This is a genomic window from Pseudorhodoplanes sp., assembly GCF_035565795.1.
Classification (GTDB): domain Bacteria; phylum Pseudomonadota; class Alphaproteobacteria; order Rhizobiales; family Xanthobacteraceae; genus Pseudorhodoplanes.
Window position 1 is genome coordinate 1 of sequence record NZ_DATMRV010000076.1, and the last position, 23,714, is coordinate 23,714.

Consider the following 23,714-nt stretch of genomic DNA (forward strand, 5'->3'; position numbering starts at 1 on the left):
TCTATCAGGCGCTTGAAAAGGTCGATGGCGACCCGACGAAGCTCGACTGGGACGTCTACAAGGACACGCTGATCGAGCAATGCGAACAGGGCGTGGACTACTTCACCATCCATGCCGGAGTGCGGCTCGCCTATGTGCCGCTGACCGCGAACCGCGTCACCGGCATCGTCTCGCGCGGCGGCTCGATCATGGCCAAGTGGTGCCTGTCGCGGCACAAGGAAAGCTTCCTCTATGAGCGCTTCGGCGACATCTGCGACCTCATGCGCAAATATGACGTCTCCTTCTCGCTCGGCGACGGCCTGCGTCCCGGCTCCATCGCCGACGCCAACGACCGGGCGCAATTTGCCGAACTGGAGACGCTCGGCGAACTGACTCAGATTGCCTGGAAGAGGGGCTGCCAGGTCATGATCGAAGGCCCCGGCCACGTGCCGATGCACAAGATCAAGATCAACATGGACAAACAGCTCAAGGAATGCGGCGAAGCCCCGTTCTACACGCTTGGGCCGCTTACGACCGACATAGCTCCGGGCTACGACCACATCACCTCCGGCATCGGCGCGGCGATGATCGGCTGGTTCGGCTGCGCGATGCTCTGCTACGTCACGCCGAAGGAGCATCTGGGCCTGCCGAACCGCGACGACGTCAAGGAAGGCGTCATCACCTACAAGATCGCAGCTCACGCCGCCGATCTCGCCAAGGGACACCCCGCGGCGCAGCTTCGCGACGATGCGCTGTCGCGCGCGCGCTTCGACTTCCGCTGGGAGGACCAGTTCAATCTCGGACTCGATCCCGATACCGCGCGCGAATATCACGACGAGACGCTGCCCAAGGAGGCGCACAAGGTCGCTCATTTCTGCTCGATGTGCGGACCGAAATTCTGCTCGATGAAGATCACGCAGGACGTGCGCGACTATGCGGCGAGCCTCGGCGACAACGAGAAGACCGCGCTCGGCCTTGATGCTGCGGAAGCGGGGATGAAGGAAATGTCGGACAAATTCAACGCGATGGGCAGCCAAGTCTATATCGACGCCGACAAGGTGAAAGCGCCGCACACCACCGCGCTGGATTCCGAGGCCGCGCATGCGGCGAAGAACGCGAAGCTGGTGAAGGAGAGCAACACGGCGCTCTGATCTCCCCGTTCGTCCCCGCGAAAGCGGAGACCCAGAATTAAGGGGCGGGTTGGCGAAGGCCGACCCGCCCTTTTTATTTGCGGCGAGCAGACACACGTACGCGCGGCTATCGGGCTTTGCGCGCAGCTTCCTCAGCGGCCATCGCCAGAGCGTTTCACATTGGCACACAGTTCGCATTCGTTTCGCGACACGCTCGAGGATCTGGGCGGCGGACTGAGCGTCACCGATCCGGTCGGCGGTCCGGTGGTGCTCGCGCTGAAATAGGCTTCGTCTCGAAACGGTCGAAGCGATGATGCCCTCGAAGGGAACGCAGGTTCCGGGGTCCTGGCGAGTTCCACTTGTCGAGCCTGAACGCGGCGACATTCGCACGACTCCTCTTGTGCGGCGCATCAAGACTCCTGATCGATATCTCTCGCGTGTCGGCCCATTTGCAATGCAACTGCCGCAGGTCGACGGGCAAAACGATGATTGTGCCGTCTTCGCGACATCCCCTGTGACAATTTAGCTTTTTGCAATGCTTGCGTCCGCGCGGAGCATTCGCCATTCGTAGACGGTCAGCGCGCACACAGGGGGTGATAGCGATGGGATGAAGTGCAGGACCGGACGGTTGTGGCTCCTGCCCGCCATTGCCTTGATGTCTTTGGCCTTGATCTCTTTGATCGTCGCGCCTGCGCAGGCTGCCGACGCCGCGGCGCGCATCGACCTCACGCGGCATCCGATCGGCTATCTGAGTCTCCTGATCTTCTTCGCCGCCTACGGCTTCGTCGTCGTCGAGAAAGCCATCCAGCTCCACAAGTCGAAGCCCGTGATGCTGGCCGCCGGCCTCATCTGGGCACTGCTGGGCATCGCCTATGCCATGCATGGCGAAAGCGCCGCGCTCGAGGCGGCGGCCAAGCACGTCATCCTCGACTATGGCGAGTTGATGCTGTTTCTCATCGTTGCGATCACCTACGTCAACACGATGCAGGAGCGGCGCGTGTTTGATGCGCTCCGGACCCGGCTCGTCAGCATGGGCCTCTCGTACCGGCAGCTGTTCTGGCTGGTCGGCGGACTCGCCTTCCTGTTCGGTCCGATCATCGACAATCTGACCACGGCGCTGGTGCTGGGCGCCGTCGTTGTGGCGGTCGGCGTCGGCCATTATCAGTTCATCGTGATGGGCTGCATCATCGTCGTCGTCGCCGCCAATGCGGGCGGGGTGTTCTCACCCTTCGGCGACATCACCTCGCTGATGGTGTGGCAAAAGGGCAAGCTCCAGTTCCTGGAGTTCTTTCATCTGTTCCTGCCCTCCCTGGTCAATTTCCTCGTGCCGGCGGTCTTCATGCATTTCAGCGTCCCGAAGGGATCGCCGGAATCGGCAGGCGAGATCAGAAGGCTGAAGCCCGGCGGTGCGGTGGTGATCTGGCTGTTTGCCGCCACGCTCGTGACCGCGGTGTTGTTCAAGACCTCCTTCAACCTCCCTCCGGCGCTGGGGATGATGCTGGGCCTCGGATATCTGCAGGTCTACAGCTACATCCTGCAGGTGGCCGCCCGCCGCCTCAAGAACAACGACATGGCTCTCGATTCATTTCGCGAGATGCGGCGCGTGGAGTGGGACACGCTGCTGTTCTTCTTCGGCATCATCTTCGCGGTCGCCGGCCTTGGCGTCATCGGCTATCTCGCGCAATTGTCGAACTATCTCTATGTCGACATCGGGCCGACTTTCGCAAACATCGCCATCGGCATCGTCGGCGCCGCCTTCGATAACATCCCGCTGATGTTCGCGGTGCTCACCATGAACCCGGAGATGTCCAGCGGCCAGTGGATGCTGATCACGCTCAGCACCGGCGTCGGCGGCAGCCTTGTCTCGATCGGTTCGGCAGCCGGCGTCGTGCTGATGGGGCTGGTGCGCAATCACTACACATTCATGAACCATCTGCGTTGGGCCTGGGCCATCGCACTTGGCTACATCGCCAGCATTCTCACGCATCTGTGGATTAACGCTGCGCTGATATAGGCTTGAGCGGTCCGGGAACGGCCGGTGTTGCCTACTTGCGGAACTGGTCCAGCTTCAGCGGCAGGCTCTGGCCGAACCAAACGGCATGCACGGCGTGATCAGCATAGGCGTCGCCAGTCGCGTGGAATGCGGATCGTCTGAGCGCGCTGCTCTTCATTCCCTAAGCTGCATGGGTGGCATTTGCTTTGGTGCTGATGCTTCGATCGTCCTGCTGAATTGAAGATTATCGCCGACCAAGACTTCCTTGCTTCACAATGATACAAGGTTCGCGTTTGTTCGCTGAGAACGAATCGCGACAGCGATTCGTCGCGTGCGGCAAATCTGAAGAGAGTGTTTACGTCCCCCGTCTTCATTCCATTTTCGACCGCCGTCTTCATCCATCTGCGATCCATTGTCCGCTTCGGAGATTTCGATGCTGAAGAAGCTCTGCCTTGCCCTCGCGCTCCTCGTAATGCCGTTGCCGTTTGTCGCGACTGCTCACGCACAGGGTCAGTCGCTGAATGACATCCTCGAGCCCGTGCGCAAGGAGGTCGGCCTTCCCGCGCTGGCGGCGGCGGTCATCAAGGACGGACGCATCATCGCCTCCGGCGCGGTCGGCACGCGGGTGCTGGGCCGCGATATTCCGGTGACGATCGACGATCGCTTCCACATCGGATCGGACACCAAGGCCATGACCGCGACCCTTGCGGGCATGCTGGTGGACGAAGGCAAGCTGCGCTGGGACTCGACCATCGGCGAGGTGCTTGGTGCCGACCTGCCAGGCATCGATCCGACATTTGCAAAGATCACGCTCGAGCAACTCTTGTCGCATACGAGCGGCATCCCGACCGACACCAAGGCGATCTACGAGCAATATGTCGATGGCAAGGCCTACGAGGAGACATTGTCGCAATCGCGGCTGCGCATGCTGCGCGCCTTCGGCAAGAACCCGCTGAAGGTGGATCCGAATCCGACCTTTCACTACGCCAATCTCGGCTACGTCGCCGCAGGCGCGATGATCGAAAAGGTGGCTGGAGAGACTTGGGAAGAACTGATCCGTCGCCGGCTCTTCGACCCGCTCGAACTGAAAACCGCGGGGCTTGGCCCCCAAGCGACGCGCGGCAAATTCGACGCGCCGGTCGGCCATGATGTCGATGACAAGGGCAAGATCACGCCGCGCCCTTGGGGACCGGGCGCGGATGTGCCGGCCGGCCTCGGACCCGCCGGTGTCGCGCATATGTCGATTCTCGATTTCGCGCGTTGGGCGGGGTGGAATGCCGGCGAGGGCAAGCGGGGGCCTGCGCTCGTCAAGCCAGAGACGCTCAAGCGGATTCATCGCCAGCATGTGACGATGACACTCGAAAATCCTCCGCCCGGTACGCCGAAGTCCGGCGGCTATGGGCTCGGCTGGGGTATCGCCGCTTCCCCGTGGTCCGACAACCGGCCCGTCCTCGGCCATAACGGGTCGAACACAATGAACCTTGCGACCATCATGGTCGATCCGCAGCGCGACATCGGCATTGTGGTCACGACCAATTTCCCGGGTCCGAAAGCCGACGAGGCGCTTCAGTCGCTCGTGCGCACCTTGTATCAGCGCTTCGCAAAGTAGACGGACAAGCAGAGGGACAAGCCGCTGCGGGCCATTGCGATCCGCGCGACCGCCTCAAGTCGTCGCGACCCGGCTGCGTTTCGAACCAGCGCCGGGACACGATAAACGCGCATTGCCCAGTGCCGATGGATCACAATGGCACAAGGTTCGCACATGTTCCTGGAGAACGAATCGGGGGCGCGATTCGCGCTTCAAATCGCGCGAGCGTGGCGCAACAGATTTGAGCCATCCGACAGGCCAACAGGCAGCGGTTCATCTGTGTATGGTTAATGCTTCGTTAGGCAGGGATCGCGCAGACGAAGCCACCCGCTCGGGCGCACGACAATTGACTTTAAGCGTCTTGAGCCCTTGGCTGTCCGCAGAGCAACAGGACGCATACTCCGGTGACGACATCGCCCGACTTTCTGCGCTGGGAAACACGTTTCGCCAAACCCGAATATGAGTTCGGCAAGGCGCCGAACGATTTCCTCGTCAGGTGCAAGCCGCTGTTGCCGGTGTCAGGTAAAGCTCTTGCGGTCGCCGATGGCGAAGGACGCAATGGCGTATGGCTCGCCGAACAAGGGCTCGATGTGACATCCGTCGATTTCTCGCCATCCGCCCAGAAGAAAGCGTCGGCACTCGCGGCGGAACGCGGTGTATCGATCAGGCTGATCGAGGCTGATGCGCATACCTGGGCCTATCCCTACGCGGCGTTCGACGTGGTGGCGGAAATCTTCACCCAGTTCTCAACACCGGCCGAGCGTCCGCTGAAATGGGCCGGCATGAGCCGCGCGCTCAAGCCGGGCGGCCTTCTCCTCATTGAAGGCTATAGCCCGATGCAGCTCCAGTATGGCACCGGCGGACCGAAACAGATCGAACACCTTTACACGCGCGAAATGCTCGAACAGGCCTTTGGCGATTTCGAGGACCTCCGCATCGTCGAGGAAGAACGCCAGATGCGCGAGGGCGCGGGCCATTCCGGCATGTCAGCGATGGTCAATCTCACAGCACGAAAGCCCCGCGGCTGATCCGATCTGCGTTTCTCGCGCGGCTACCCGAACCGGGCGCGCGATCGCTCCCGCGCTTTCTCGGCCTCCACCTCGCGGTCACGGGCCGGCGCATGCGTGTGCAACGAGGACAGGAGCTTGCGCGCCGCTGCCGAAACCTCCTCGACCGCCTTGTTGAAAGCGGCGGCGTTCGCTTGCGACGGCGTGTTAAATCCGGACAGCTTGCGGACGAATTGCAGGGCTGAGGCGCGGATTTCATCCTCGGTCGCCGGCGGCTCGAAATTGAACAGCGTCTTGATATTGCGGCACATCGCGGGCACTCCTCACTATCCGTTCACTATGTGGGGCCGGACCCCGCGCAGCGTAATCCCGTTATTCTGCGAGCGCGAGGTTCCGCTTTCGCTCAAACGGCCGATCTGAGATGCTTGCGCACAGCAGGATCAGGATCTGGGGCAATACATGACCAACGTGAAGTATCGCATCGTGCAGCACGACGGCGGCTGGGCCTACAAGGTCGGGGACGTCTTCTCGGAGCCGTTCAGGAGCCATGCGGCCGCCCTCGGCGCCGCCAGGAAAGCCGCCCGCGAACAGCGCACGCCGGGGCGCACCGAGGTCATCGAATGGGAAGATGAAAATGGCGTGTGGCATACCGAGACCGCGTCCGGAAGCGATCGGCCCGAGACGGACGTGGAAGACAAGGCGTAGCGTGCGCACTTGACGCAAACACATGCGCGCGTCGCGCTCGATGTGTTCCGGTTTGTTCTCGAAGAACGAATCGCGTCCGGAGATTCGTGCACGTGACGACTCTTAACAGAGTGCTACCGGACGCTACATCACCAGTCGTCGCGGATGGAAACGTCTCACCGCGATCACACCAAGAAGGACAAAGGCGACCAGTGTCACGCCCTGAGCGATCGCAAATGGCGGCTCCGATCCGGTCGGTGCAAACGGATTGAGGAAGCTCACCTTCTGGAAGCTCTGCGCGATCAGAACGAACACGTTGAGATAGAGCGAGACCATCGCGCTCACCACATAGATGACGCGCCATTTGCCGGCGAGCTGATACTTGTAGAGCGCAATCAGCGTCACGATCAGAATCAGACATGCGATCGAGCCAACGATCAGGGCGGGCGTGAGCTTGACGATCGGAAACATGAATCCGGTCACCGAGGTCAGGATCGTCATGAGCAGGAAAAACGCCGTCCAGCCACCGAGTTTGGCGCCCGCGAACATCGCGCCGACCACCAGGAACCCCGAGAAAATGGCGATCATACTGATCACCACATGCAACACCGTGAAGTCCGAGATCGACAGACCGAGCGTCATCGGGTCCTCCTGAATCCGGCGTCGATATCCTCGGATTCGCAGGTCTTGGCGTCAATCCAGCGATGGTCCCCCGGCCGCATTTGGCAGGTATTTGCGGCGTTCGTCCTGTCGGCGTGACCGGCCGGAGGCGCCCCGCCCACCTTGCCCTTTCGCCGGCCCGCGGCTACTTAAAGCCCGCATTTCCATCACATCCCGCATCTCGGGCGCGCCTGCGCCGACGGTGCGGATTTGCCCAAGGGCTGGAAGAGAAGCGCGATGAACGGCCGCCAATTCATCTATTTCATGCAGGGGCTGACCAAGGTCTATCCCGGCAACCGAAAGGTGCTGGATAACATCCACCTGCAGTTTTACCCGGACGCGAAGATCGGCGTGCTCGGCGTCAACGGCTCGGGCAAATCGACCCTGCTCCGGATCATGGCCGGCATTGACACCGACTATAACGGCGAGGCCTGGGTCGCTGAGGGCGCCCGCGTCGGCTACCTGCCGCAGGAGCCGGAACTCGATCCGGAGAAGAGCGTCCGCGAAAACGTCATGGAAGGCGTCGCCAAGCAGAAGGCGATCCTCGACCGCTACAACGAACTTGCGATGAACTATTCCGACGAGACTGCGGACGAGATGACCAGCCTGCAGGACGAGATCGAGGCCAAAGGCCTGTGGGATCTCGATTCAAAGGTCGATCAGGCGATGGACGCGCTGCGCTGCCCGCCCGACGATGCCGATGTGTCGAAACTCTCCGGCGGTGAGCGCCGCCGTGTCGCGCTCTGCAAGCTGCTGCTCGACCAGCCGGAATTGCTGCTGCTCGACGAACCGACCAACCATCTCGACGCCGAAAGCGTCGCGTGGCTGGAAGGCCATCTGCGCAACTATCCCGGCGCGATCCTGATCGTGACCCACGACCGCTACTTCCTCGACAATGTCACCGGCTGGATTCTCGAACTCGATCGCGGCCGCGGCATCCCCTATCAGGGCAACTACACTTCCTGGCTGGCGCAGAAGCAGAAGCGGCTTGAGCAGGAAGGCCGCGAGGAGGAATCGCGCCAGCGCACGCTCGCTGCCGAACAGGAGTGGATTTCGGCGTCCCCGAAGGCGCGGCAGGCCAAGTCGAAGGCACGCTACCAGCGCTATGAGGAACTGCTCGCAAAGTCCGCTCAGAAGCAGACCACGACCGCGCAGATCATCATTCCGGTGGCGGAACGGCTCGGCAACAACGTCATTCAGTTCGAGGGCCTGAAGAAGGGCTTTGGCGACAATCTCCTGATCGACGATCTCACCTTCAGCCTGCCGCCCGGCGGCATCGTTGGCGTGATCGGCCCGAACGGCGCCGGCAAGACCACGCTGTTCCGCATGATCACCGGACAGGACAAGCCGGACGCGGGCACGATCAAGATCGGCGAGTCGGTGCATCTCGGCTATGTCGACCAGTCGCGCGATACGCTCGACGGCTCGAAGACCGTCTGGGAGGAAATCTCAGGCGGCCTCGACCAGATCCTGCTCGGCAAGAAGGAAGTGAATTCGCGCGCCTATTGCTCGGCGTTCAACTTCAAGGGCGCCGATCAGCAGAAGAAGGTCGGATCGCTGTCAGGCGGTGAACGCAACCGCGTGCATCTCGCCAAGATGCTGAAGTCGGGCGCCAACGTCCTGCTGCTCGACGAACCGACCAACGATCTGGACGTCGATACGCTGCGTGCGCTGGAAGAGGCGCTCGAGGATTTCGCGGGCTGCGCCGTTATCATCAGCCACGATCGCTGGTTCCTCGATCGCATCGCGACCCACATGCTCGCCTTCGAAGGCAACAGCCATGTCGAATGGTTCGAGGGCAACTTCCAGGACTATGAAGCGGACAAGATGCGCCGCCTCGGTCAGGACAGCATCATCCCGCACCGGCTGAAGTACAAGAAGTTTACCCGCTGACGGATCGCGGCGCGCGGCGGATGGTTGCGCGCCGCGAATGCCGCTCGTTATTGCGGCTTCGCCTTGGCTGCCGCCGTTCTGGCCGGCTTCTTCGCCGGAGCCTTGGCGACCGGGGGCTTGCCGCCCCTGACGGCCTTGTCGCGATCAGCGCCGTAGAAAAGGCCGCAGGTGGCAGCTTCCGTAGCGGACAATTCGCGGTTCTCCGTGAGGCTCGCATAGAATGCGGCGAAGATGATCCCGCCAACGCACGCTTGCGCGGACGCAGGCCGCGCGGACGCCGACAGGGCCGCGATCGCGACTGTGACGATTGCGGTCGTGACAATGGCTGCTTTCTTCATGTGCCCCCCAATACTTCCCGCTAAAGTAGAACACAGGCACGGAACCTTGTCGTCAGGATTTCAGGCCCACCCTCACCTTGTCCCCTGCGAGATGATGCGCAGAACGTCTATATCCGCACCAATTTCCGGCTTTTTGCGCCGTCCCCGGCGCTTCGCCTGACATGGAGACTGCACGGCAATGGCCGACTGGAGCGCGCAGCAATATCTGAAATTCGAGGATGAGCGCACGCGGCCCGCACGCGATCTGCTGGCGCAGATTCCCCTCGCAACCGCACGCAGGGTGTTTGATCTCGGCTGCGGTCCCGGCAATTCAACCGAACTATTGGTCGCGCGCTACCCCGACGCCGAAATCACCGGCATCGATTCATCGCCCGACATGCTGCGGCAGGCTCGCACGCGCCTCCCGCAATGCCGGTTCATCGAGGCCGACCTGACACACTGGTCCGCTCCCGCGGATGCCGACATCCTTTATTCCAATGCGACGTTCCAGTGGTTGCCGGACCATCTCGGCGTCATGCTGCGGCTGCTGAACGGATTGAAGGCGGGCGGCGTCCTGGCCATACAAGTGCCGGACAATCTCGACGAACCTTCGCATGTGTGGATGCGCGAGGTTGCCCATGAACAGCCGTTCGTACGACTCCTGCCGAAAAATCCGCGTGACCGCGCCGTGCTCCCCTCGGTCGGCGAATATTACGACGCACTCAAGCCGCATTGTGCACGGCTCGATATCTGGCACACGCTCTACCAACATGCGCTCGATGGTGCCGAAGCGATCGTCGAATGGGTGAAGGGGACGGGGCTTCGTCCGTTCCTGGATCCACTACCGCCGGCCGAGCGTGATGCATTCCTGCGGGCCTATACCGCGCGGATCGCGGCGGCCTATCCGGCGCGCTATGATGGCAAGGTGTTGCTGCGCTTCCCGCGCCTCTTCATTGTCGCCTCTCGCTAAGAGCCCTCATGAATCCGAAACTCCCCTTCCCGAACGCCCTGCAATCGTTGCCTGGCCGCGAAGTGAAAGGTCTGTGCGAAGCGTTGTTCGTCGAAACCGAGCCTCATCCCGAAACAAGACCCGTCATGGAAATCGCACTCGATCTCCAGGGTATTCCGGGCACGCGGCATTACGGCTTCACGCGGAAGGCCGGTCCTCGCGAGCCCTGGTACAAGCGCGGCATGGAGATGCGCTCGGGACGGCAGATCACGGTCGTGTCGCAAGAGGAATTGTCGGCCATCGCGGCCGCCATGCAGATCGACACCGTCGCGCCGGAATGGATCGGCGCCAACATCGTGACGTCCGGCATTCCGCATCTCACCTTGCTGCCGCCCGGCACACGCATCGTGTTTGCAGAGGCGACGATTGTCGTCGAGGCCGCGAACGCACCCTGCAGGATCGCAGGCAAGGCGATCGCGCGACACCTCACGCCGGACGCGCCGCCTGGCGGGCTCGATCTCGCTTTCCCGGCGAAAGCCGGGGGTTTGCGCGGTGTCGTCGCCTCGGTCGAACGCGCCGGCACCATCCGTGCGGGGGAGCCGATCACGGTCAAGGTGCCGCCGCAAACATTGTGGCAAGCTGAGTGACCGACGCCGAACATGAGCCCCGGAATGATGAGAGCCGTTCTCCTTGCGCTGTGCATGCTGCTGCCGCACACGTCCGCATATGCGCAGACCGAGGCCGAGTTTCAGCAATTCATCCAGTCATTATGGCCACAGGCGCAAGAGCTCGGCATCTCGCGCCGGACCTTCGATGAAGCGACGCGCGGCCTGAAACCGAACCTGTCGCTGCCTGACCTCGTGATCCCGGGAAAGCCGAAGACTGTCCCGAAAGGCCAGCCGGAATTCGAGCGCACGCCCGCGCAATATCTGTCGGAAAGCTCCCTGACGCGACTGACAGAACAGGGCCGCAAGCTTGCCGCCGAACATCGTGCAACGCTTGCCGCCATCGAACAGCGCTTCGGCGTGCCAGGGTCCGTTGTCCTTGCGATCTGGGGACGCGAAACCAATTTCGGCAATTTCAGGCTTCCGCATGACACAATCGAAGTGCTGGCGACGCAAGCCTGGCTCGGCCGCCGCAAGGACATGTTCGTTGGCGAATTCCTGTTGGCGCTCAAGATCCTGCAGGAACGGCACGTCGCGCGATCGCGCATGAAAGCGTCCTGGGCAGGCGCGATGGGCCATACGCAGTTCCTGCCGACCGACTTCTTCAAGTATGGCGTCGATCTCGACGGCGACGGTCATCGCGACATCTGGAATTCCATTCCCGATGCGCTGGCATCAGCCGCGAGCCAGTTGCTTGCGAAAGGCTGGGACAAGGGCAAACGCTGGGGCTTCGAGGTCAGGCGGCCGGACAAGGTCGATTGCTCGATCGCCGAGCCCGACACGAAGCTCACGGTCGCGGAATGGATCAAGCGCGGTTACACGCCGCTCACACACAAGCCGACACGCGACGAACTCAATGAACAGGCGTCCCTGTTTCTTCCCGCCGGTCTCAACGGACCGGCCTTTCTGACGCTGAACAATTTCTATGTGTTCAAGGGCTACAACTTTGCCGACCTCTACGCGCTGTTCGTCGGCAACCTGTCGGATCGCATCGCAGGCGGCGGCGGTTTCGCGACGCCGTGGGGCAAAATCGAACAGGCGCGCTCGGATCATATCGAGACGATCCAGCGCCACCTGACCGAGGCCGGCTTCTATCGCGACAAGATCGACGGCAAGGCCGGGATGAAAACGCGGGCGGCGCTCGGCGCCTGGCAGAAGGCGAATGGCGCGCCGCTGGATTGCTGGCCCTCGCGGGCCCTGGCCGAACGGATGTCAGCCAAGCGGTAAGGGCCCAAGCGGGAGCGGCCAAAGCGGTAACAGCCAAAAGAAAAAGCCCGGCGAGCCATTGCTCAACCGGGCTTTCCCTTAATCGATGTGGGCCTGATCAGCAGACCTGAACGCGGCGAACGCGCCACGCATAGCCATCCCACCAGCGCTGGCGCACCCAACGGCAGGGCGGAGCGTAATAAGCCGGCGCCGGAGCGTAGTAGACCGGCGGCGGCGGGGGAGCGTAGTAATACGGTGCTGCAGCGCCGGCGATGATCGCACCCGCAGCGAGACCGCCGATAACACCGGCCGCGACAGCGCCACCGCGCCAATGAGCATCGGCACTACCCGGAACAGCGACCACCGAACCCGCGATCGTCAGAGCAGCGACGAGCGCGATAAATAGCTTCCTCATGCATGTTCTCCTTATGGGGATCGGCTGGCAAACCAGCGCGATTGCGACCCGTGAGCCCAAACTACCCGCAAATGCTTACATAGTCGTACTGTTTACGGGCAATTTGTCGCAATTTTGATGAGCCCGTGAGGCTCCACATTCCACGCAACGCGACTGATAAACAGACCTCAGCCGACGCGGTTCCACGTCAATGGCAAACGCGCAGCTTGCGCCAGCGCCAGGCATAGCCGTCCCAGAGCCGCTGGTTGCGGATGGCGCAGCCGGGCGGCGGGCCATCCGGCGGCGCGTAGTAAGCCGGAGCGGCATAATTGTATCCGTAGGCCGAGTCATACGGCACGCCCATCACCTCGGCGGCGGACATGCCCCCAATGAGGCCGTAGGACCGGACCCGACCGTCATGGGCCTGTGCGCCAACGGACGCCATCGCGATTGCGGCGCCGAAAACAACAGCGCCGACACGGCCCAGAACGAATCGCTTGAGGACGGTCATGACTTCACCTTTTCGGCATGGGGGGACGAAGGTCAAGCGGCGCCCCAGTCTGGGCGGCAATGTTGAACCGGCTGTGAACGCGGCGGGCCTACCGGCGCAATAATGTCCACAACTTTCGGATCAGAGCGGGCGGCTTCCGGCCGGCCGTCTGGATCTGCAATGTGACGACGCTCGGCGGCGGAACCGGCTGGGCGGCGTGCAGCAGTTTGAGGTCCGCAGCCCCCTTCTCCCGTCCGGCGGGATCGGTCAGGTGCAGAGGGCGCCTCCGGGGCGCCTTCACCATCGTGCGACGCGGTGCTGCCGGCTTTGCCCCTCGCTTTTTCGAGGACTTCCCCGGGCGCAAGAGCTGCCGCCCGACCTTCTCCAGAAAGACTTTCTCGCGTTCGTGCGTCAGCTTGGCTATCGCCTGCGAGAGCACCAGCCAGCGCACTGCACGCACGTCCCGCATCAGCTTGGCCACCGGCCTGCGGCTTGCCTGCATCCGCCAGAACCGGACGGTCTTCGGCCGGCCAGCTGTCTTGTAAGCAAGAGTGCCGAGAAATTCGTGGACCTCCATATCGTGGCCGGTCTCCTCGATCGCTTCGCGCCGGGCAGCGGCCAGCGCGGTCTCATCGCGGTTGAGCTTGCCCTTTGGAAGCACCCACGTCTTCTGCCGGCGCAGTTGCACCACAGCAAAGAGCGGCCGTGCGCGTCCACGCATCACGATGCCGCCAGCGGCTTCGATCACTCCTCCCCGCGGCTTCTTCCTTTTCTTCATGACGTATCGTGCTGCCGAATCTTGACGGACGCACGACACTATACCCGGCGCGCAGCGGACGCGCAGGCGTCCGCCCGGATCGCTACACCGCGTCGTCCGGATTCAAGCCGTATCGCTTGCACAATGCGCGCACGACCTGAGCGCCGCCCCGCCGTGAATTGCGCCGACGACGGCTGACTTCACAATGCCGTTCTCGATGCCGACCACCGCGATATAGGATCACGCAGCCGGCAACGCACAGCAAAGCGGCCGTCACCCCAAACACACCGGCCGACCTGAAGGCCATTCAAATCCGACGCGATCATTACTGGGGCTTGATCCCCGCTTCCTTGATGATCGGCCACCACTTGTCAATTTCGGCCTGGTGGAACGCCGCAAGCGCCTCCGGCGTCTGCTGATCGGGCGGGAAGATTTCCTGCGCAATCTTGGTCAGCCGCTCACGGGTTGCGGGATCGGCCAGCGCCTTCACCAGCGCATTGTTCAGCGTGGTGACGATCTCCTTTGGCGTGCCCTTCGGCACCCAGAAGGCATGCCAGAACGAGAAGTAGAACCCGGGCAGCCCGGCCTCGTCCGTGGTGGGGATATTCGGCGCGACCGGGATGCGTGACTTCGCCGTCACTGCATAGGCCTTGATGTTGCCGTTCTGGATCTGCGGCATCGAGACCGCGGGGGTATCGAGCATCACGTCGAGCTGACCCGCGACCAGGTCCTGCATCGACTGGCCGGCGCCGCGATACGGCACCATGGTGTATTTCGCACCGATCGCATTCTGGAACATCAGCCCGCCGACATGGCTCGGCGTGCCGACGCCCGAATTACCCTGCGAGGCCTTGCTCTGGTTCGCTTTGAGCCAGCCGATCAGATCCTTGAGGTTGTCGGCCGGCATGGTCTTGCGCGCGACCACCAGGAACGGCTGCGTCGAGATCAGGCCGACCGGCTCGAAATCCTTCACCAGATCGAAGGTCAGCGGATAGATCGCGCCGCTTGCGACATTGGTGCCCCATTGCCCGATGCCGATCGTGTAACCGTCCGGCGCCGAGCGCGCGACACGGCCAACACCAATGCTGCCGCCTGCGCCGGTCGTATTCTCAACGACGATGGTAGCGCCGAGAACATTGCGCATGCTCTCCGCCATGATGCGCGCGATGACATCCGTCGAACCGCCGACGCCGAGCGGGACAACAAGTGTGATGGGACGCGACGGATAATTTTGCGCATGCGCGCCAGTCACCAGCATCGCAGCGCCCAGCGCAGCGAACAGAATCTTCTTCATGAACGTTTGCTCCCCGTATGTTTTTTCGGGAGCCTAGCACGGAACGACTCTGACGCGGCAAGGCGTCAGCGGACCAAAGACACAGCGAGCGCCACGCGTTCTTTCACGATGGCAAATGTGTCCACCAGATCGCCAGCAACCCGATCGCCGCCGCGATGATCGCGGGCATGGTGGACAAGGTCCATTTGCGGCCGAGCGGATGATGCCGTCCGCAATAATAGCAGCGCTGGAATTTGGTGAGGATCGGTTCGTCCGGCGCAATCGGCGAGCCGCAGGACCGGCACTCAGCACTCATACGGGGCATGCGATGTTCCCGGATACACGCGGCCTAAGGTCACTCAGCGGGCCGCCCACAAACGCAACTCCGGTCTGCGACTTTAAAGGGGCGGATTTGAGAATGCGTTAACCGCGATCGGCCGGCGTGTTGTTCGAATCGGGCTTTTCGATCCTGCCCCGGCTTTGCAGCCATGTAGCCAGCAGCCAGCATCCCATCGCCCAGGCGGCGCCGGCACACCAGCCGGCCAGCACATCGGTCGGCCAGTGCACGCCGAGATAAACACGGCTCGCGCCGATCAACAGCGTCAGCAGGATCGCCACCGAAATAACGTAGGCCTTGAGCCTCCTGCGACTCTGGATGCGCGCCAGCAGCGCACCGAGCGTCAGGAATGTCACCGCGGACAACATCGCGTGCCCACTTGGGAAGCTCGCAGTCTGCACCTCAACGAGATGAGCAACGAGTTCGGGCCGCGGCCGCGCAAAAAGATGCTTCAGCCCTTCACTCAGCGCCACGCCGCTGGCGATCGCGATGAACACGAACGCTGCCGCCGCACGCTTTCCGTCGATCAGGAGATAACCGATCGCAACAAGCGTCACGACGCTGACAACCGTGAAGCTGCCGAGACTCGTTACGTCGCGCACCACATGTTCTAGCCATGCCGGCCCGATCGGATCGGCGAGGTCGCTCGGATCGCGCAATGCGCGCAGCAGCGCTTCGTCGAACGAACGGGTCTCGCCACCCATGACTTCGCCGGCGACCTTGCCGAACACGGCAATCATCGCGGCGGTCAGTGCGAACAGCGCAAACGGCGCGAGTTCTTGCAGCGAGCGAGCGCGCAGCGACGTGACGAAGGCTGAAAAAGTCCGCAGCATGTTGTTCTGTTTCGGCCGCCGATCGCGCAATCGAAGCGTCGCAGGCGGCTGTTGTCTCTCGGAGATATCCGAAAAAATCAGCTTCGGTCCGATCGCGCAACACTCTCTTAAGAGATACTGGCGCGCGCGAATCGCGGACGCGATTCGTTCCATGCGAACAGATGCGAACCTTGTATCAGGTTGAAACGGATGCGCGCGTTTAGCGTAGATACGACGCGCTGCGCGGTCGCGGCGCCGATTCGATCGGACAGTTCTGAAAGGCCGCGTCGATCGCAGCGGGAGCGCCCTTGAGCGTGAACTCGACGCTCGTGGTTCCATCGGTATGCGACATCACCCGGACATACAGCGTATTCGATGTCCGCAATTGCTCGACGAAGGTCGCGACCTCCTTCGGATCGTCGATCACGGCCGTCGAATGGGCCTGCAGGAAGCGCGCCGGCGCATCGCGTCCGGGATTGTCGTCGAACCGGTAGCTGAGGGTCGAGGTCCGGTTCGAGCCGACCCGGTGATTGAAGGCCAGCCGGACCACGGCCGCATTGTCGAAACAGCCGAGTTGCAGCGAGCCGATCTGAAGCTGGGTCCGCGGGTAACGCCGATCCCGCTCATTCACATTGCGGCTGCGGGCGCTGAGCTCCGCAGTGGCAGCTGGCTTGCCTAAAATCCGGTCGTAGCCACGCTCGATTTTCCAACTGCCAGCGTCCGGCGCGCCCGCAGTCACACATCCGCCGAGCGCAAGCAGCAGCCCCATGACCACGATCGCACGCACGAGACGCCCCCCGATACCTCTATTTTGCCGCACGCGGAGGTTGCAGGCAAGTAGCTCGGCAAAAGCTCGCGCGGCGCGTCTCGAGTCGACTCAAATTTTGGCCTAAGTGTTGCGAGCCCGCCGCGCTCGAACAACTGTCCAGTTGAGTGCGTTGTGCTTGGCGTAAAGTTTGCTTGGTTGTTCTTCGCCGGGACCTGAACCCGAACCAAAGAAGAAAAGCCATGTCACATACGCTGACCAACTGTAACGAGTCACCGACGCTTTCTGATCCGGTGCCATCAGGACTGTCCCACACAACCGTCCGCGCCAGGGCGCGACGCCGCAATGCGGTTTGGGCGATTGCTGCTGCGGCGGTTACGGCGCTCGCCGTTGCGGGTGTCGCCTTCGCTGCGGAATATCATTCCAATCCGTGGCTTCTGTCCTGGATACCGGCAACCTGCTGCGTCACCAACGATTGCTGCTGGGAAGTATCCGAACAGGAATTGCGTGCGCTGCCCGATGACGAGTGGGAGGTCCGCTCGACCGGGCAGATCCGAAAGCGCACCGGATGGTCTCCCGACGGCAAATTCTATCGGTGTGCCTGCGACTACGACAACGTCGACAAGCATTGGATCAAGCATCAGGGCGCGAATACGCGATGCCTGTTTGTGCCGATGCGATCCGCGGCCGCGTCGTTTCCGAAGCAGCGTCCGGCGCATTGACACAGTCGGCGTAAGCCGGAACGATCCGGTCCCGGCCACTGAAGCGGATTGCCGCTCGCACCCTGCGAAGCGGGCCGATCTGTTGCGCCTACATGCAGAAGATGCGCGACGCGCCACGCTCGGGTGTGATCTCGCAGCACATGCGGCCCTGTTGCGGCATCGGGGATGACCCGGCCGGACACGACGCACGGCTTGCCGTAGGACGACGGCTGGCATTCTCCTGGCGCGCCTGCGAGCGTGCACGTTCGCGTGATTTTTCGGCGCGCTCCCGCGCATGCTCCCGTGCGCGATCGCGCGGGCTCGGTTCCGGCGGACGCGCGGCTTCTTTCTTCAGTTGCGGCTTGCTCGTATCCGGAAGCGCGACACAACGGCCGCCCTTCTCGTGCTGCCCTGCGCCGCAGATCAGCGGACAGATGCGTCCGCGCTGGGTCTTCACTGCCTCGAGCGCGCTGACGGTCGGCGTTTCGCTGTCCAGCTTGAGCCCGGCATGACGGTTGAACAGGCTGATGGCATCGCTCGACTTCGGTGACCAGACGCCATCTACCGAACCCGGGTCGCATCCGACGCGGCGCAATTCGGTCTGCAGGCTGCGCGCGATCACGCGCTGCTCGCCTTTCGGATCAGGCTCGACCTTGATCTCGCGTTTTGTCTGCTCGGGCGGTGGCAGCACGGCAACGACCGACTTCGACTCGGGTGCAGGCTTGATCGCCTCGGCAGGCTGCGGGACGCTGATTTGCGGCGTGACGACCGGAGGCTTGGCAACGGTCGGTGTTTTCGCAGCCGGAACGGGCGGCACCTGCGGTGTCGGGCCATCCGCACGCGTGGCCTTCTCCCGTTGCGAGCGCGCAAGCTCTGCGTAGAAGCCGGACTTGTGCACCGACAGGAACGAATCCCACGCCTCCTTGGTGCCGACGCGCTCGGCGAATTCATAATCCCGCCGCGGATCCGGACCCGCAGGCTGGATGACCGGCGTCGGCAGTGGCGTCGGGGCGGGAGCCGGGGCAACGACCTTCTGCTCCGGGACAAGAGCAACCGTCGCACCGCCCAGCGAACCATAGACAAACGGCTCCTGCTTGTTGCCGGTGATGCGAATCACTTCGTCGCGCACATAACCAAGCGCAATGCGGATATCACGGCCTGGGACAGCGAGATTGTTCACGAGCGCCGTGGTGAATGGCGAATTCGAACCGCGTCCGTCATCGGCCGTGGAACCGGCCTTTGCCGCGAACGCGATCAGGGTATCGCTGGATGTGGGCTCGATCTTGGCGAGACCGGACGTCACCTGACGCGACGCAACGCCGCGTTGCATGTTGCGCACGAACGGATTGTCGCGGCATGCATCGAGAATGATCAGGCGAAGCCGCTTCGCCGGCTCCAAAGCTCGCACAAGCCGATCAAGAGACAATGCCTCGTCCTCGACATCGAAGTCGGTGGCGAGCTTGGCGTCGACAGGCAGCAGATAATTGGTGCCGTTCACCTCGATGCCGTGACCGGCGAAATACATCACCGCGATGTCGGCGTCTCGCGCCACGGCGGTGAATTCGCGCGCCACACGCTTGAATTCCAGATTTCCGAGGTCGGTCCTGGCTTCAACCACCGAGAAGCCTGACTTGCGGAACAGGTCCGCCATCACGTTCGCATCGTTGGTCGGATTGGCGAGCCGCGAGGCGTTCTGGTAATTGGAATTGCCGACGACAAGCGCAACGCGCTTGTCCGCCAAGGCGGGTGCGGCGGACACGGCCAGCGCGGCCAGGAGCCCGCACACCATCGTGGTCAGACGCTTCATCGCCCAAGTCTCCGAAAGCCGTCAAAAGTTGCCGACGCCGAACATTATCAGTGCGGCCGATCCCGGGTAAGTCGCGGCAGGGCGCCGGTGGGTTCAACCGGTCGTGAACGGTCGGGTTGCGCGCAAGCTCCGGTCCGGTATGTGTTGCGTCCTCAAAAGTTCCAATCCCCAGGGGTCCCCGATGCGTTACCGCTGCGCCGTGCTCGACGACTACCAGAACGTCGCCCTCAAGATGGCCGATTGGTCCAGGGTGACCGGTGACGTCGATGTGACTGTTTTCAATGAACGGCTGGGCGATGAGGCCGCGGTGGCCCGCGCGCTCCAGGGATACGGGATCGTCTGCGTCATGCGGGAACGGACCCCCTTTCCGGCAAGCCTGATCGAGAAGCTGCCAGACCTGAAGCTGCTGGTGACCACCGGGCTGAAGAATGCCTCGATCGACGTCGCCGCGGCCAAGGCGCGCGGCGTCACCGTTTGCGGCACCGACGGCGCCAAGCACCCGACCGCGGAACTTGCGATCGGCCTAATGATCGATCTGGCTCGCAACATCAGCGCGGAGAATGCGCGGATGAAGGCCGGCGAACCGTGGCAGACGACTGTCGGCGCCGACCTTCATGGCCATACCCTCGGCGTGATCGGGCTCGGCAATCTCGGTCAGCGCGTCGCCAAAGTGGGGAAGGCCTTCGGCATGAAGGTTATCGCCTGGAGCCAGAACCTGACGCCGGAGCGCTGCAAGGAGCACGGCGTCGAATACGCGACCAAAGCCGACCTGTTCCAGCAATCCGACTTCATCTCGATCCATATGGTGCTGTCCGACCGTAGCCGCGGGCTCGTCGGCAAGACCGATCTCGGGATGATGAAACCCTCCGCCTACATCATCAACACATCGCGCGGACCGATCATCGACGCAGCCGCATTGATCGCGGCGCTGCAAAGCAAGTCGATTGCCGGCGCGGGCCTTGATGTGTTCGATGTCGAGCCGCTGCCACGCGACCATGTCTTCCGCACGCTGCCGAATGTCGTGCTCACCCCGCATCTCGGTTACGTGACGCAGAATGGCTACCGGCTGTTCTACGGCGGCACCGTGGAAGCGATCCGTGCCTTCCTCGATGGCAAGCCGATCCACGTGATCGGATAGACAGCGTCCTTCGACATGCCCGGGCTTGCCCCGCGCATCGATCGAACGGGAAAGCGCTCAGCACAAAATGACGCATGGCCGGGCAGCCCCGGCCATGACAACCAAAAATAAATCCCAGGGAGAAACCACCATGCAGCCGCGCGAACGTGTCGCGTTTTCGCCGATCGAGACCCGCCCGAAGCTCAAACTTCCGGACGGAGTCCGGATGGTGATCTGGCCCGTGCTCGCACTGGAGGACTGGGACATCTCGCGCGCGATGGCACGCATGGTGATCGTACCTCCGCAATTGCAGCCGCTCCTGCCCGATCACCCGAACTGGAGCTGGCATGAATACGGCATGCGCGTCGGCTTTTGGCGCATGAAGAAGATGTTGGAGCGCGTCGGCGCCGCGCCTACGGTCACGTTGAACGCCAAGGTCTGCGAGAATTATCCGCAAGTGGTCGAAGCCTGCCTGAATTCCGGCTGGGAGCTCAATGCGCACGGCTACGAGCAGGTCCCGATGCACAAGCTCGACGATCAGCGCGCAACCATCAACAAGGCGATGGACGTCATCGAGAAATTCGCAGGCTACCGGCCGCGCGGCTGGTTTGGCCCGGGCCTGACCCAGACCTTCGATACGCTGGATTATCTGAGCGAGGCCGGCATCGAATATATCGGCGACTGGGTGCTGGACGACGAACCGGTGACGCTGAAGACCGCGCACAAGCCGGTGGTCGCCCTGCCCTACAATTTCGAGATCCACGACATCGTGTTGTGGACCGCTCAATACCATCCGTCGCCGGTGTTCTATGACCGCGCGATGGACCATTTCAACGTGCTCTATGCGGAGTCAGCCGAACGCCCGAAGATCATGGCGATGGCCTGCCATCCCTATCTCTCCGGCGTGCCGCATCGCATCGCGCATGTCGAACGTGCCTTCGCGGAGATTCTCGGCAAGCCCGGCGTCGTGTCCTGGAACGGCGCGCAGATTCTCGACTGGTATCTGGGCCAGCAGAAAGGCTCGTAAGAATCGCGCATGCGGTCGCTTCAATTGGCGGAGCACGTCGCCATCCGCGCGCTTGTCGCGGGCATCCACGTCCTGCTTTAAGAAGGGCATGGATGACCGGGACGAGCCCGGCCATGACTGGAGTCCAATAGATGTCGATCCGTATCCGCTCGGCCTTCGTGCCGCATGACCTGAAAGCCCCGATTGCCGGCGCAGCGGACGGGCCGCTCGCCGGGCTGTCGGTCGTGATCAAGGATATGTTCGACATCGTCGGCGAGCGCACGGGCGGCGGCAATCCGGACTGGCTCGCGGCGCAAAAGCCCGCGACCGCAAACGCCGCCGTCGTGCAGAAGCTGCTGGATGCCGGCGCGACCATCACCGGCAAGACCATTTGCGACGAGTTCTTCTACTCGGTAGCCGGCGTGAACGCGCATTACGGCACGCCGGTCAATCCGCGCGCCCCGGGCCGCCTCCCCGGCGGGTCGTCGAGCGGGTCGGCCTCGGCGGCCGCGTCCGACGCGTGCGACTTCGCGATCGGGAGTGACACCGGCGGCTCGGTACGCATTCCCTCCTCGTTCTGCGGACTCTACGGCATCCGCACCACCCATGGCCGCGTCGATGTGACCGGCGCGATGGGGATGGCGCATTCATTCGATGCGGTCGGCTGGCTCTCGAACGCGCCGGGCGTGCTGCGGAAAGTCGGACCGGTGCTGCTCGGCGGCACCTCGACCACGGCCGAGGTCGCACGGCTTGTGATTCTCGACGACGCCTTCGCGGAAGCGGATGCCGAGGTCGCCGCGCTGATGAAGGAAGCCCTTGCGGCCATGGCGGCAGATCTCCCTGCGCCGACACATCAGCGCATTGCGCCAGACAGTCTCGACGTCTGGCGCGAAGCTTTCCGCGTGGTCCAGTCGCGCGAGATCTGGTCGGTCTACGGCGACTTCGTCACGCGGGTGAAGCCGAAATTCGGACCGGGGGTCGCCGAGCGCTTCTCCGCCGCTGCGACCGTCACCGAAGAGATGGCCGCGCAGGCGCGCGTGATGCAGGAGCGCGCCCGCGACCGCATCCGCTCCATCGCGCAACCGGGCACGCTTCTCGTCCTGCCTACATCTCCCGCCATCGCCCCGCTCGCGGATGCGCCGAATGCGGTGCACGAATCCTTCCGGCTGCGCGCGATGCGCATGACCTGCATTGCGGGTCTCTCAGGCCTGCCGCAGATATCGATCCCGGTTGGCACGATCGATGGCTGTCCGGTCGGGCTGTCCTTCATCGGCTGGGCCGGCGGCGACGAAGCCCTGCTCGATCTTGCGGTGCGGCTCGCGCGCTATTGCGGCATGACGGATGTCACGGGCCGCTAAGCTGATTCCTCCGGCCAGCGCGTTCGACGCCCGGCGTGCCGCCGCACGCCGCCAATTGCGGGCGTAAGCGCACCGCCACACAAAAAAGACCGACGGGACACAAGCCCCGCCGGCCTTTGTTTCGCTGGAAACCCGCCCGCAATCGGTGGCAGGTTCCTGGATTCGCTGTTTCGCTTGAGACCGGCGCGTCGTTACGCAGGCGCCGCATCAAGCGGTGAATGCGCCGGCTCAGCGGCTATGGTTTTGATACCGGGCTCGCGGGTGGTAGCGCGGCGCGCCGAACGGCACTTGACCGTAAGCACCGCGAGCACCCTGCTCGATATCGTCTCTCGGCCCGTAGGGCGAGTTCCATACCGGCGTGTTGCCGTGATAGCCGGAGTTGAGGTCTTCGCGGCTGTCGGCATGAGCAGCGGCGGCGAAGGTCACCAGCGACGCGGCGACAAGAGCGGTCTTGATCATCGACATTGATAGTCTCCTTCCGTTCGAAGCTGCGAACCTCGCGATCGAAGTGCTCGCAACCTCTGTGCGGCAGGAGCTAGGTACTGGTTACATTCAGAACCAATCAACGCAGCGTGACCGATTGCGTAAGCGGTCATGACATCGATGTGAGACGAAGGAATAAGTCCGATTACGCAGATCGGCCGCGAAATGTTCGCGCGACGAAAGTCGAAAGAACATTTGATAGCGACAATGCCTCGCGCAGCATGCGCAAAAGGTGTTTCCCGCTGCAGACTTCCGGTGAAGCGCTTTTTTCTTCCGACCTCACCCCCGGAGAAAGAAACGTCTCTGCGACAATCTGAATCACGAATTTCGATGAGTGACGAT

25 protein-coding genes and 1 pseudogene are annotated in these 23,714 nt (G+C 62.8%); 13 read left to right on the forward strand and 13 right to left on the reverse strand.

The annotated features are described in order from the left end of the window. A pseudogene (gene thiC / locus VNZ93_RS07700) lies at positions 1 to 1,043 on the forward strand (phosphomethylpyrimidine synthase ThiC); the annotation flags it as partial. 733 nt (positions 1,044 to 1,776) lie between these two features. After that, positions 1,777 to 3,123 carry a sodium:proton antiporter NhaD gene (gene nhaD / locus VNZ93_RS07705; RefSeq protein WP_325702450.1) on the forward strand — a complete coding sequence of 449 codons (1,347 nt, stop codon included), beginning with the start codon at positions 1,777 to 1,779 and terminating at the stop codon, positions 3,121 to 3,123. 31 nt (positions 3,124 to 3,154) lie between these two features. Here the strand turns inward: nhaD and VNZ93_RS07710 are convergent, their stop codons facing one another. Beyond that, entirely contained in the window at positions 3,155 to 3,280 is a 126-nt protein-coding gene (locus VNZ93_RS07710; RefSeq protein ID WP_325702453.1) for a hypothetical protein, read from the reverse strand. Between the two features lie 255 nt (positions 3,281 to 3,535). On the opposite strand from VNZ93_RS07710, the gene VNZ93_RS07715 reads away from it, so the two are divergent. Further along, complete coding sequence (locus tag VNZ93_RS07715) at positions 3,536 to 4,711, forward strand: serine hydrolase domain-containing protein (RefSeq protein WP_325702456.1); 1,176 nt, start codon at positions 3,536 to 3,538, stop codon at positions 4,709 to 4,711. 383 nt (positions 4,712 to 5,094) lie between these two features. After that, positions 5,095 to 5,718: a class I SAM-dependent methyltransferase gene (locus VNZ93_RS07720; RefSeq protein ID WP_325702459.1), complete on the forward strand. Its 624-nt coding sequence runs from the start codon at positions 5,095 to 5,097 to the stop codon at positions 5,716 to 5,718. Positions 5,719 to 5,741: 23 nt separating this feature from the next. Here VNZ93_RS07720 and VNZ93_RS07725 read toward each other — a convergent pair whose 3' ends face one another. Next, positions 5,742 to 6,008 carry a DUF2277 domain-containing protein gene (locus VNZ93_RS07725; RefSeq protein ID WP_325702461.1) on the reverse strand — a complete coding sequence of 89 codons (267 nt, stop codon included), beginning with the start codon at positions 6,006 to 6,008 and terminating at the stop codon, positions 5,742 to 5,744. Between the two features lie 148 nt (positions 6,009 to 6,156). Here VNZ93_RS07725 and VNZ93_RS07730 point away from each other — a divergent pair, with 148 nt between their 5' ends. Then, complete coding sequence (locus VNZ93_RS07730; protein ID WP_325702463.1) at positions 6,157 to 6,402, forward strand: DUF2188 domain-containing protein; 246 nt, start codon at positions 6,157 to 6,159, stop codon at positions 6,400 to 6,402. A 123-nt stretch (positions 6,403 to 6,525) separates the two neighbouring features. Here VNZ93_RS07730 and VNZ93_RS07735 read toward each other — a convergent pair whose 3' ends face one another. Next, entirely contained in the window at positions 6,526 to 7,023 is a 498-nt protein-coding gene (locus tag VNZ93_RS07735) for a hypothetical protein (RefSeq protein ID WP_325702465.1), read from the reverse strand. Between the two features lie 255 nt (positions 7,024 to 7,278). Here VNZ93_RS07735 and ettA point away from each other — a divergent pair, with 255 nt between their 5' ends. Then, complete coding sequence (ettA, locus tag VNZ93_RS07740; RefSeq protein ID WP_325702467.1) at positions 7,279 to 8,934, forward strand: energy-dependent translational throttle protein EttA; 1,656 nt, start codon at positions 7,279 to 7,281, stop codon at positions 8,932 to 8,934. Positions 8,935 to 8,981: 47 nt separating this feature from the next. Here ettA and VNZ93_RS07745 read toward each other — a convergent pair whose 3' ends face one another. Next, positions 8,982 to 9,272, reverse strand: a complete 291-nt coding sequence (locus VNZ93_RS07745) for a hypothetical protein (RefSeq protein WP_325702470.1) — start codon at positions 9,270 to 9,272, stop codon at positions 8,982 to 8,984. Positions 9,273 to 9,450: 178 nt separating this feature from the next. Between VNZ93_RS07745 and tam the strand changes: the two genes are divergently transcribed. From tam to VNZ93_RS07760, 3 genes are read left to right on the forward strand one after another with little or no spacing between them, the layout of a single operon-like run. After that, complete coding sequence (gene tam / locus VNZ93_RS07750; protein ID WP_325702473.1) at positions 9,451 to 10,221, forward strand: trans-aconitate 2-methyltransferase; 771 nt, start codon at positions 9,451 to 9,453, stop codon at positions 10,219 to 10,221. Positions 10,222 to 10,229: 8 nt separating this feature from the next. Continuing rightward, positions 10,230 to 10,847, forward strand: a complete 618-nt coding sequence (locus tag VNZ93_RS07755) for an MOSC domain-containing protein (RefSeq protein WP_325702476.1) — start codon at positions 10,230 to 10,232, stop codon at positions 10,845 to 10,847. Between the two features lie 24 nt (positions 10,848 to 10,871). Continuing rightward, positions 10,872 to 12,092, forward strand: coding sequence for a lytic murein transglycosylase (locus tag VNZ93_RS07760; RefSeq protein ID WP_325702480.1), 1,221 nt, complete (start codon positions 10,872 to 10,874; stop codon positions 12,090 to 12,092). Between the two features lie 97 nt (positions 12,093 to 12,189). Here VNZ93_RS07760 and VNZ93_RS07765 read toward each other — a convergent pair whose 3' ends face one another. From VNZ93_RS07765 to VNZ93_RS07795, 7 genes are all read right to left on the reverse strand, one after another. Continuing rightward, complete coding sequence (locus tag VNZ93_RS07765) at positions 12,190 to 12,486, reverse strand: hypothetical protein (protein WP_325702482.1); 297 nt, start codon at positions 12,484 to 12,486, stop codon at positions 12,190 to 12,192. Positions 12,487 to 12,673: 187 nt separating this feature from the next. Then, entirely contained in the window at positions 12,674 to 12,976 is a 303-nt protein-coding gene (locus tag VNZ93_RS07770) for a hypothetical protein (protein ID WP_325702484.1), read from the reverse strand. A gap of 88 nt (positions 12,977 to 13,064) precedes the next feature. Beyond that, a complete protein-coding gene (locus VNZ93_RS07775) occupies positions 13,065 to 13,733 on the reverse strand; it encodes an NUDIX hydrolase (protein WP_325702486.1) in 669 nt (222 codons plus the stop codon). Positions 13,734 to 14,037: 304 nt separating this feature from the next. Then, positions 14,038 to 15,006 (reverse strand): tripartite tricarboxylate transporter substrate-binding protein, encoded by a 969-nt coding sequence (locus VNZ93_RS07780; protein ID WP_325702489.1) that lies wholly within the window; start codon positions 15,004 to 15,006, stop codon positions 14,038 to 14,040. 103 nt (positions 15,007 to 15,109) lie between these two features. Next, positions 15,110 to 15,310 carry a hypothetical protein gene (locus tag VNZ93_RS07785; protein WP_325702492.1) on the reverse strand — a complete coding sequence of 67 codons (201 nt, stop codon included), beginning with the start codon at positions 15,308 to 15,310 and terminating at the stop codon, positions 15,110 to 15,112. A 98-nt stretch (positions 15,311 to 15,408) separates the two neighbouring features. Beyond that, positions 15,409 to 16,155, reverse strand: coding sequence for a phosphatase PAP2 family protein (locus VNZ93_RS07790; RefSeq protein ID WP_325702495.1), 747 nt, complete (start codon positions 16,153 to 16,155; stop codon positions 15,409 to 15,411). A gap of 199 nt (positions 16,156 to 16,354) precedes the next feature. Further along, on the reverse strand, positions 16,355 to 16,921 hold the full coding sequence (locus VNZ93_RS07795; protein WP_325702498.1) for a hypothetical protein: 567 nt from the start codon (positions 16,919 to 16,921) through the stop codon (positions 16,355 to 16,357). Between the two features lie 221 nt (positions 16,922 to 17,142). Here VNZ93_RS07795 and VNZ93_RS07800 point away from each other — a divergent pair, with 221 nt between their 5' ends. After that, positions 17,143 to 17,622, forward strand: a complete 480-nt coding sequence (locus VNZ93_RS07800; RefSeq protein ID WP_325702501.1) for a hypothetical protein — start codon at positions 17,143 to 17,145, stop codon at positions 17,620 to 17,622. A gap of 88 nt (positions 17,623 to 17,710) precedes the next feature. On the opposite strand, the gene VNZ93_RS07805 is transcribed toward VNZ93_RS07800, so the two are convergent. Then, complete coding sequence (locus VNZ93_RS07805) at positions 17,711 to 19,408, reverse strand: caspase family protein (RefSeq protein ID WP_325702504.1); 1,698 nt, start codon at positions 19,406 to 19,408, stop codon at positions 17,711 to 17,713. A 181-nt stretch (positions 19,409 to 19,589) separates the two neighbouring features. Between VNZ93_RS07805 and VNZ93_RS07810 the strand changes: the two genes are divergently transcribed. From VNZ93_RS07810 to VNZ93_RS07820, 3 genes are all read left to right on the forward strand, one after another. Then, positions 19,590 to 20,546, forward strand: coding sequence for a D-2-hydroxyacid dehydrogenase family protein (locus VNZ93_RS07810; protein WP_325702507.1), 957 nt, complete (start codon positions 19,590 to 19,592; stop codon positions 20,544 to 20,546). 130 nt (positions 20,547 to 20,676) lie between these two features. Then, positions 20,677 to 21,552 carry a polysaccharide deacetylase family protein gene (locus tag VNZ93_RS07815; RefSeq protein ID WP_325702510.1) on the forward strand — a complete coding sequence of 292 codons (876 nt, stop codon included), beginning with the start codon at positions 20,677 to 20,679 and terminating at the stop codon, positions 21,550 to 21,552. A 131-nt stretch (positions 21,553 to 21,683) separates the two neighbouring features. Beyond that, positions 21,684 to 22,889 (forward strand): amidase, encoded by a 1,206-nt coding sequence (locus tag VNZ93_RS07820; protein ID WP_325702513.1) that lies wholly within the window; start codon positions 21,684 to 21,686, stop codon positions 22,887 to 22,889. A gap of 228 nt (positions 22,890 to 23,117) precedes the next feature. Here the strand turns inward: VNZ93_RS07820 and VNZ93_RS07825 are convergent, their stop codons facing one another. Further along, positions 23,118 to 23,354, reverse strand: a complete 237-nt coding sequence (locus tag VNZ93_RS07825) for a hypothetical protein (protein WP_325702516.1) — start codon at positions 23,352 to 23,354, stop codon at positions 23,118 to 23,120. Between the last annotated feature and the right edge of the window lie 360 nt (positions 23,355 to 23,714).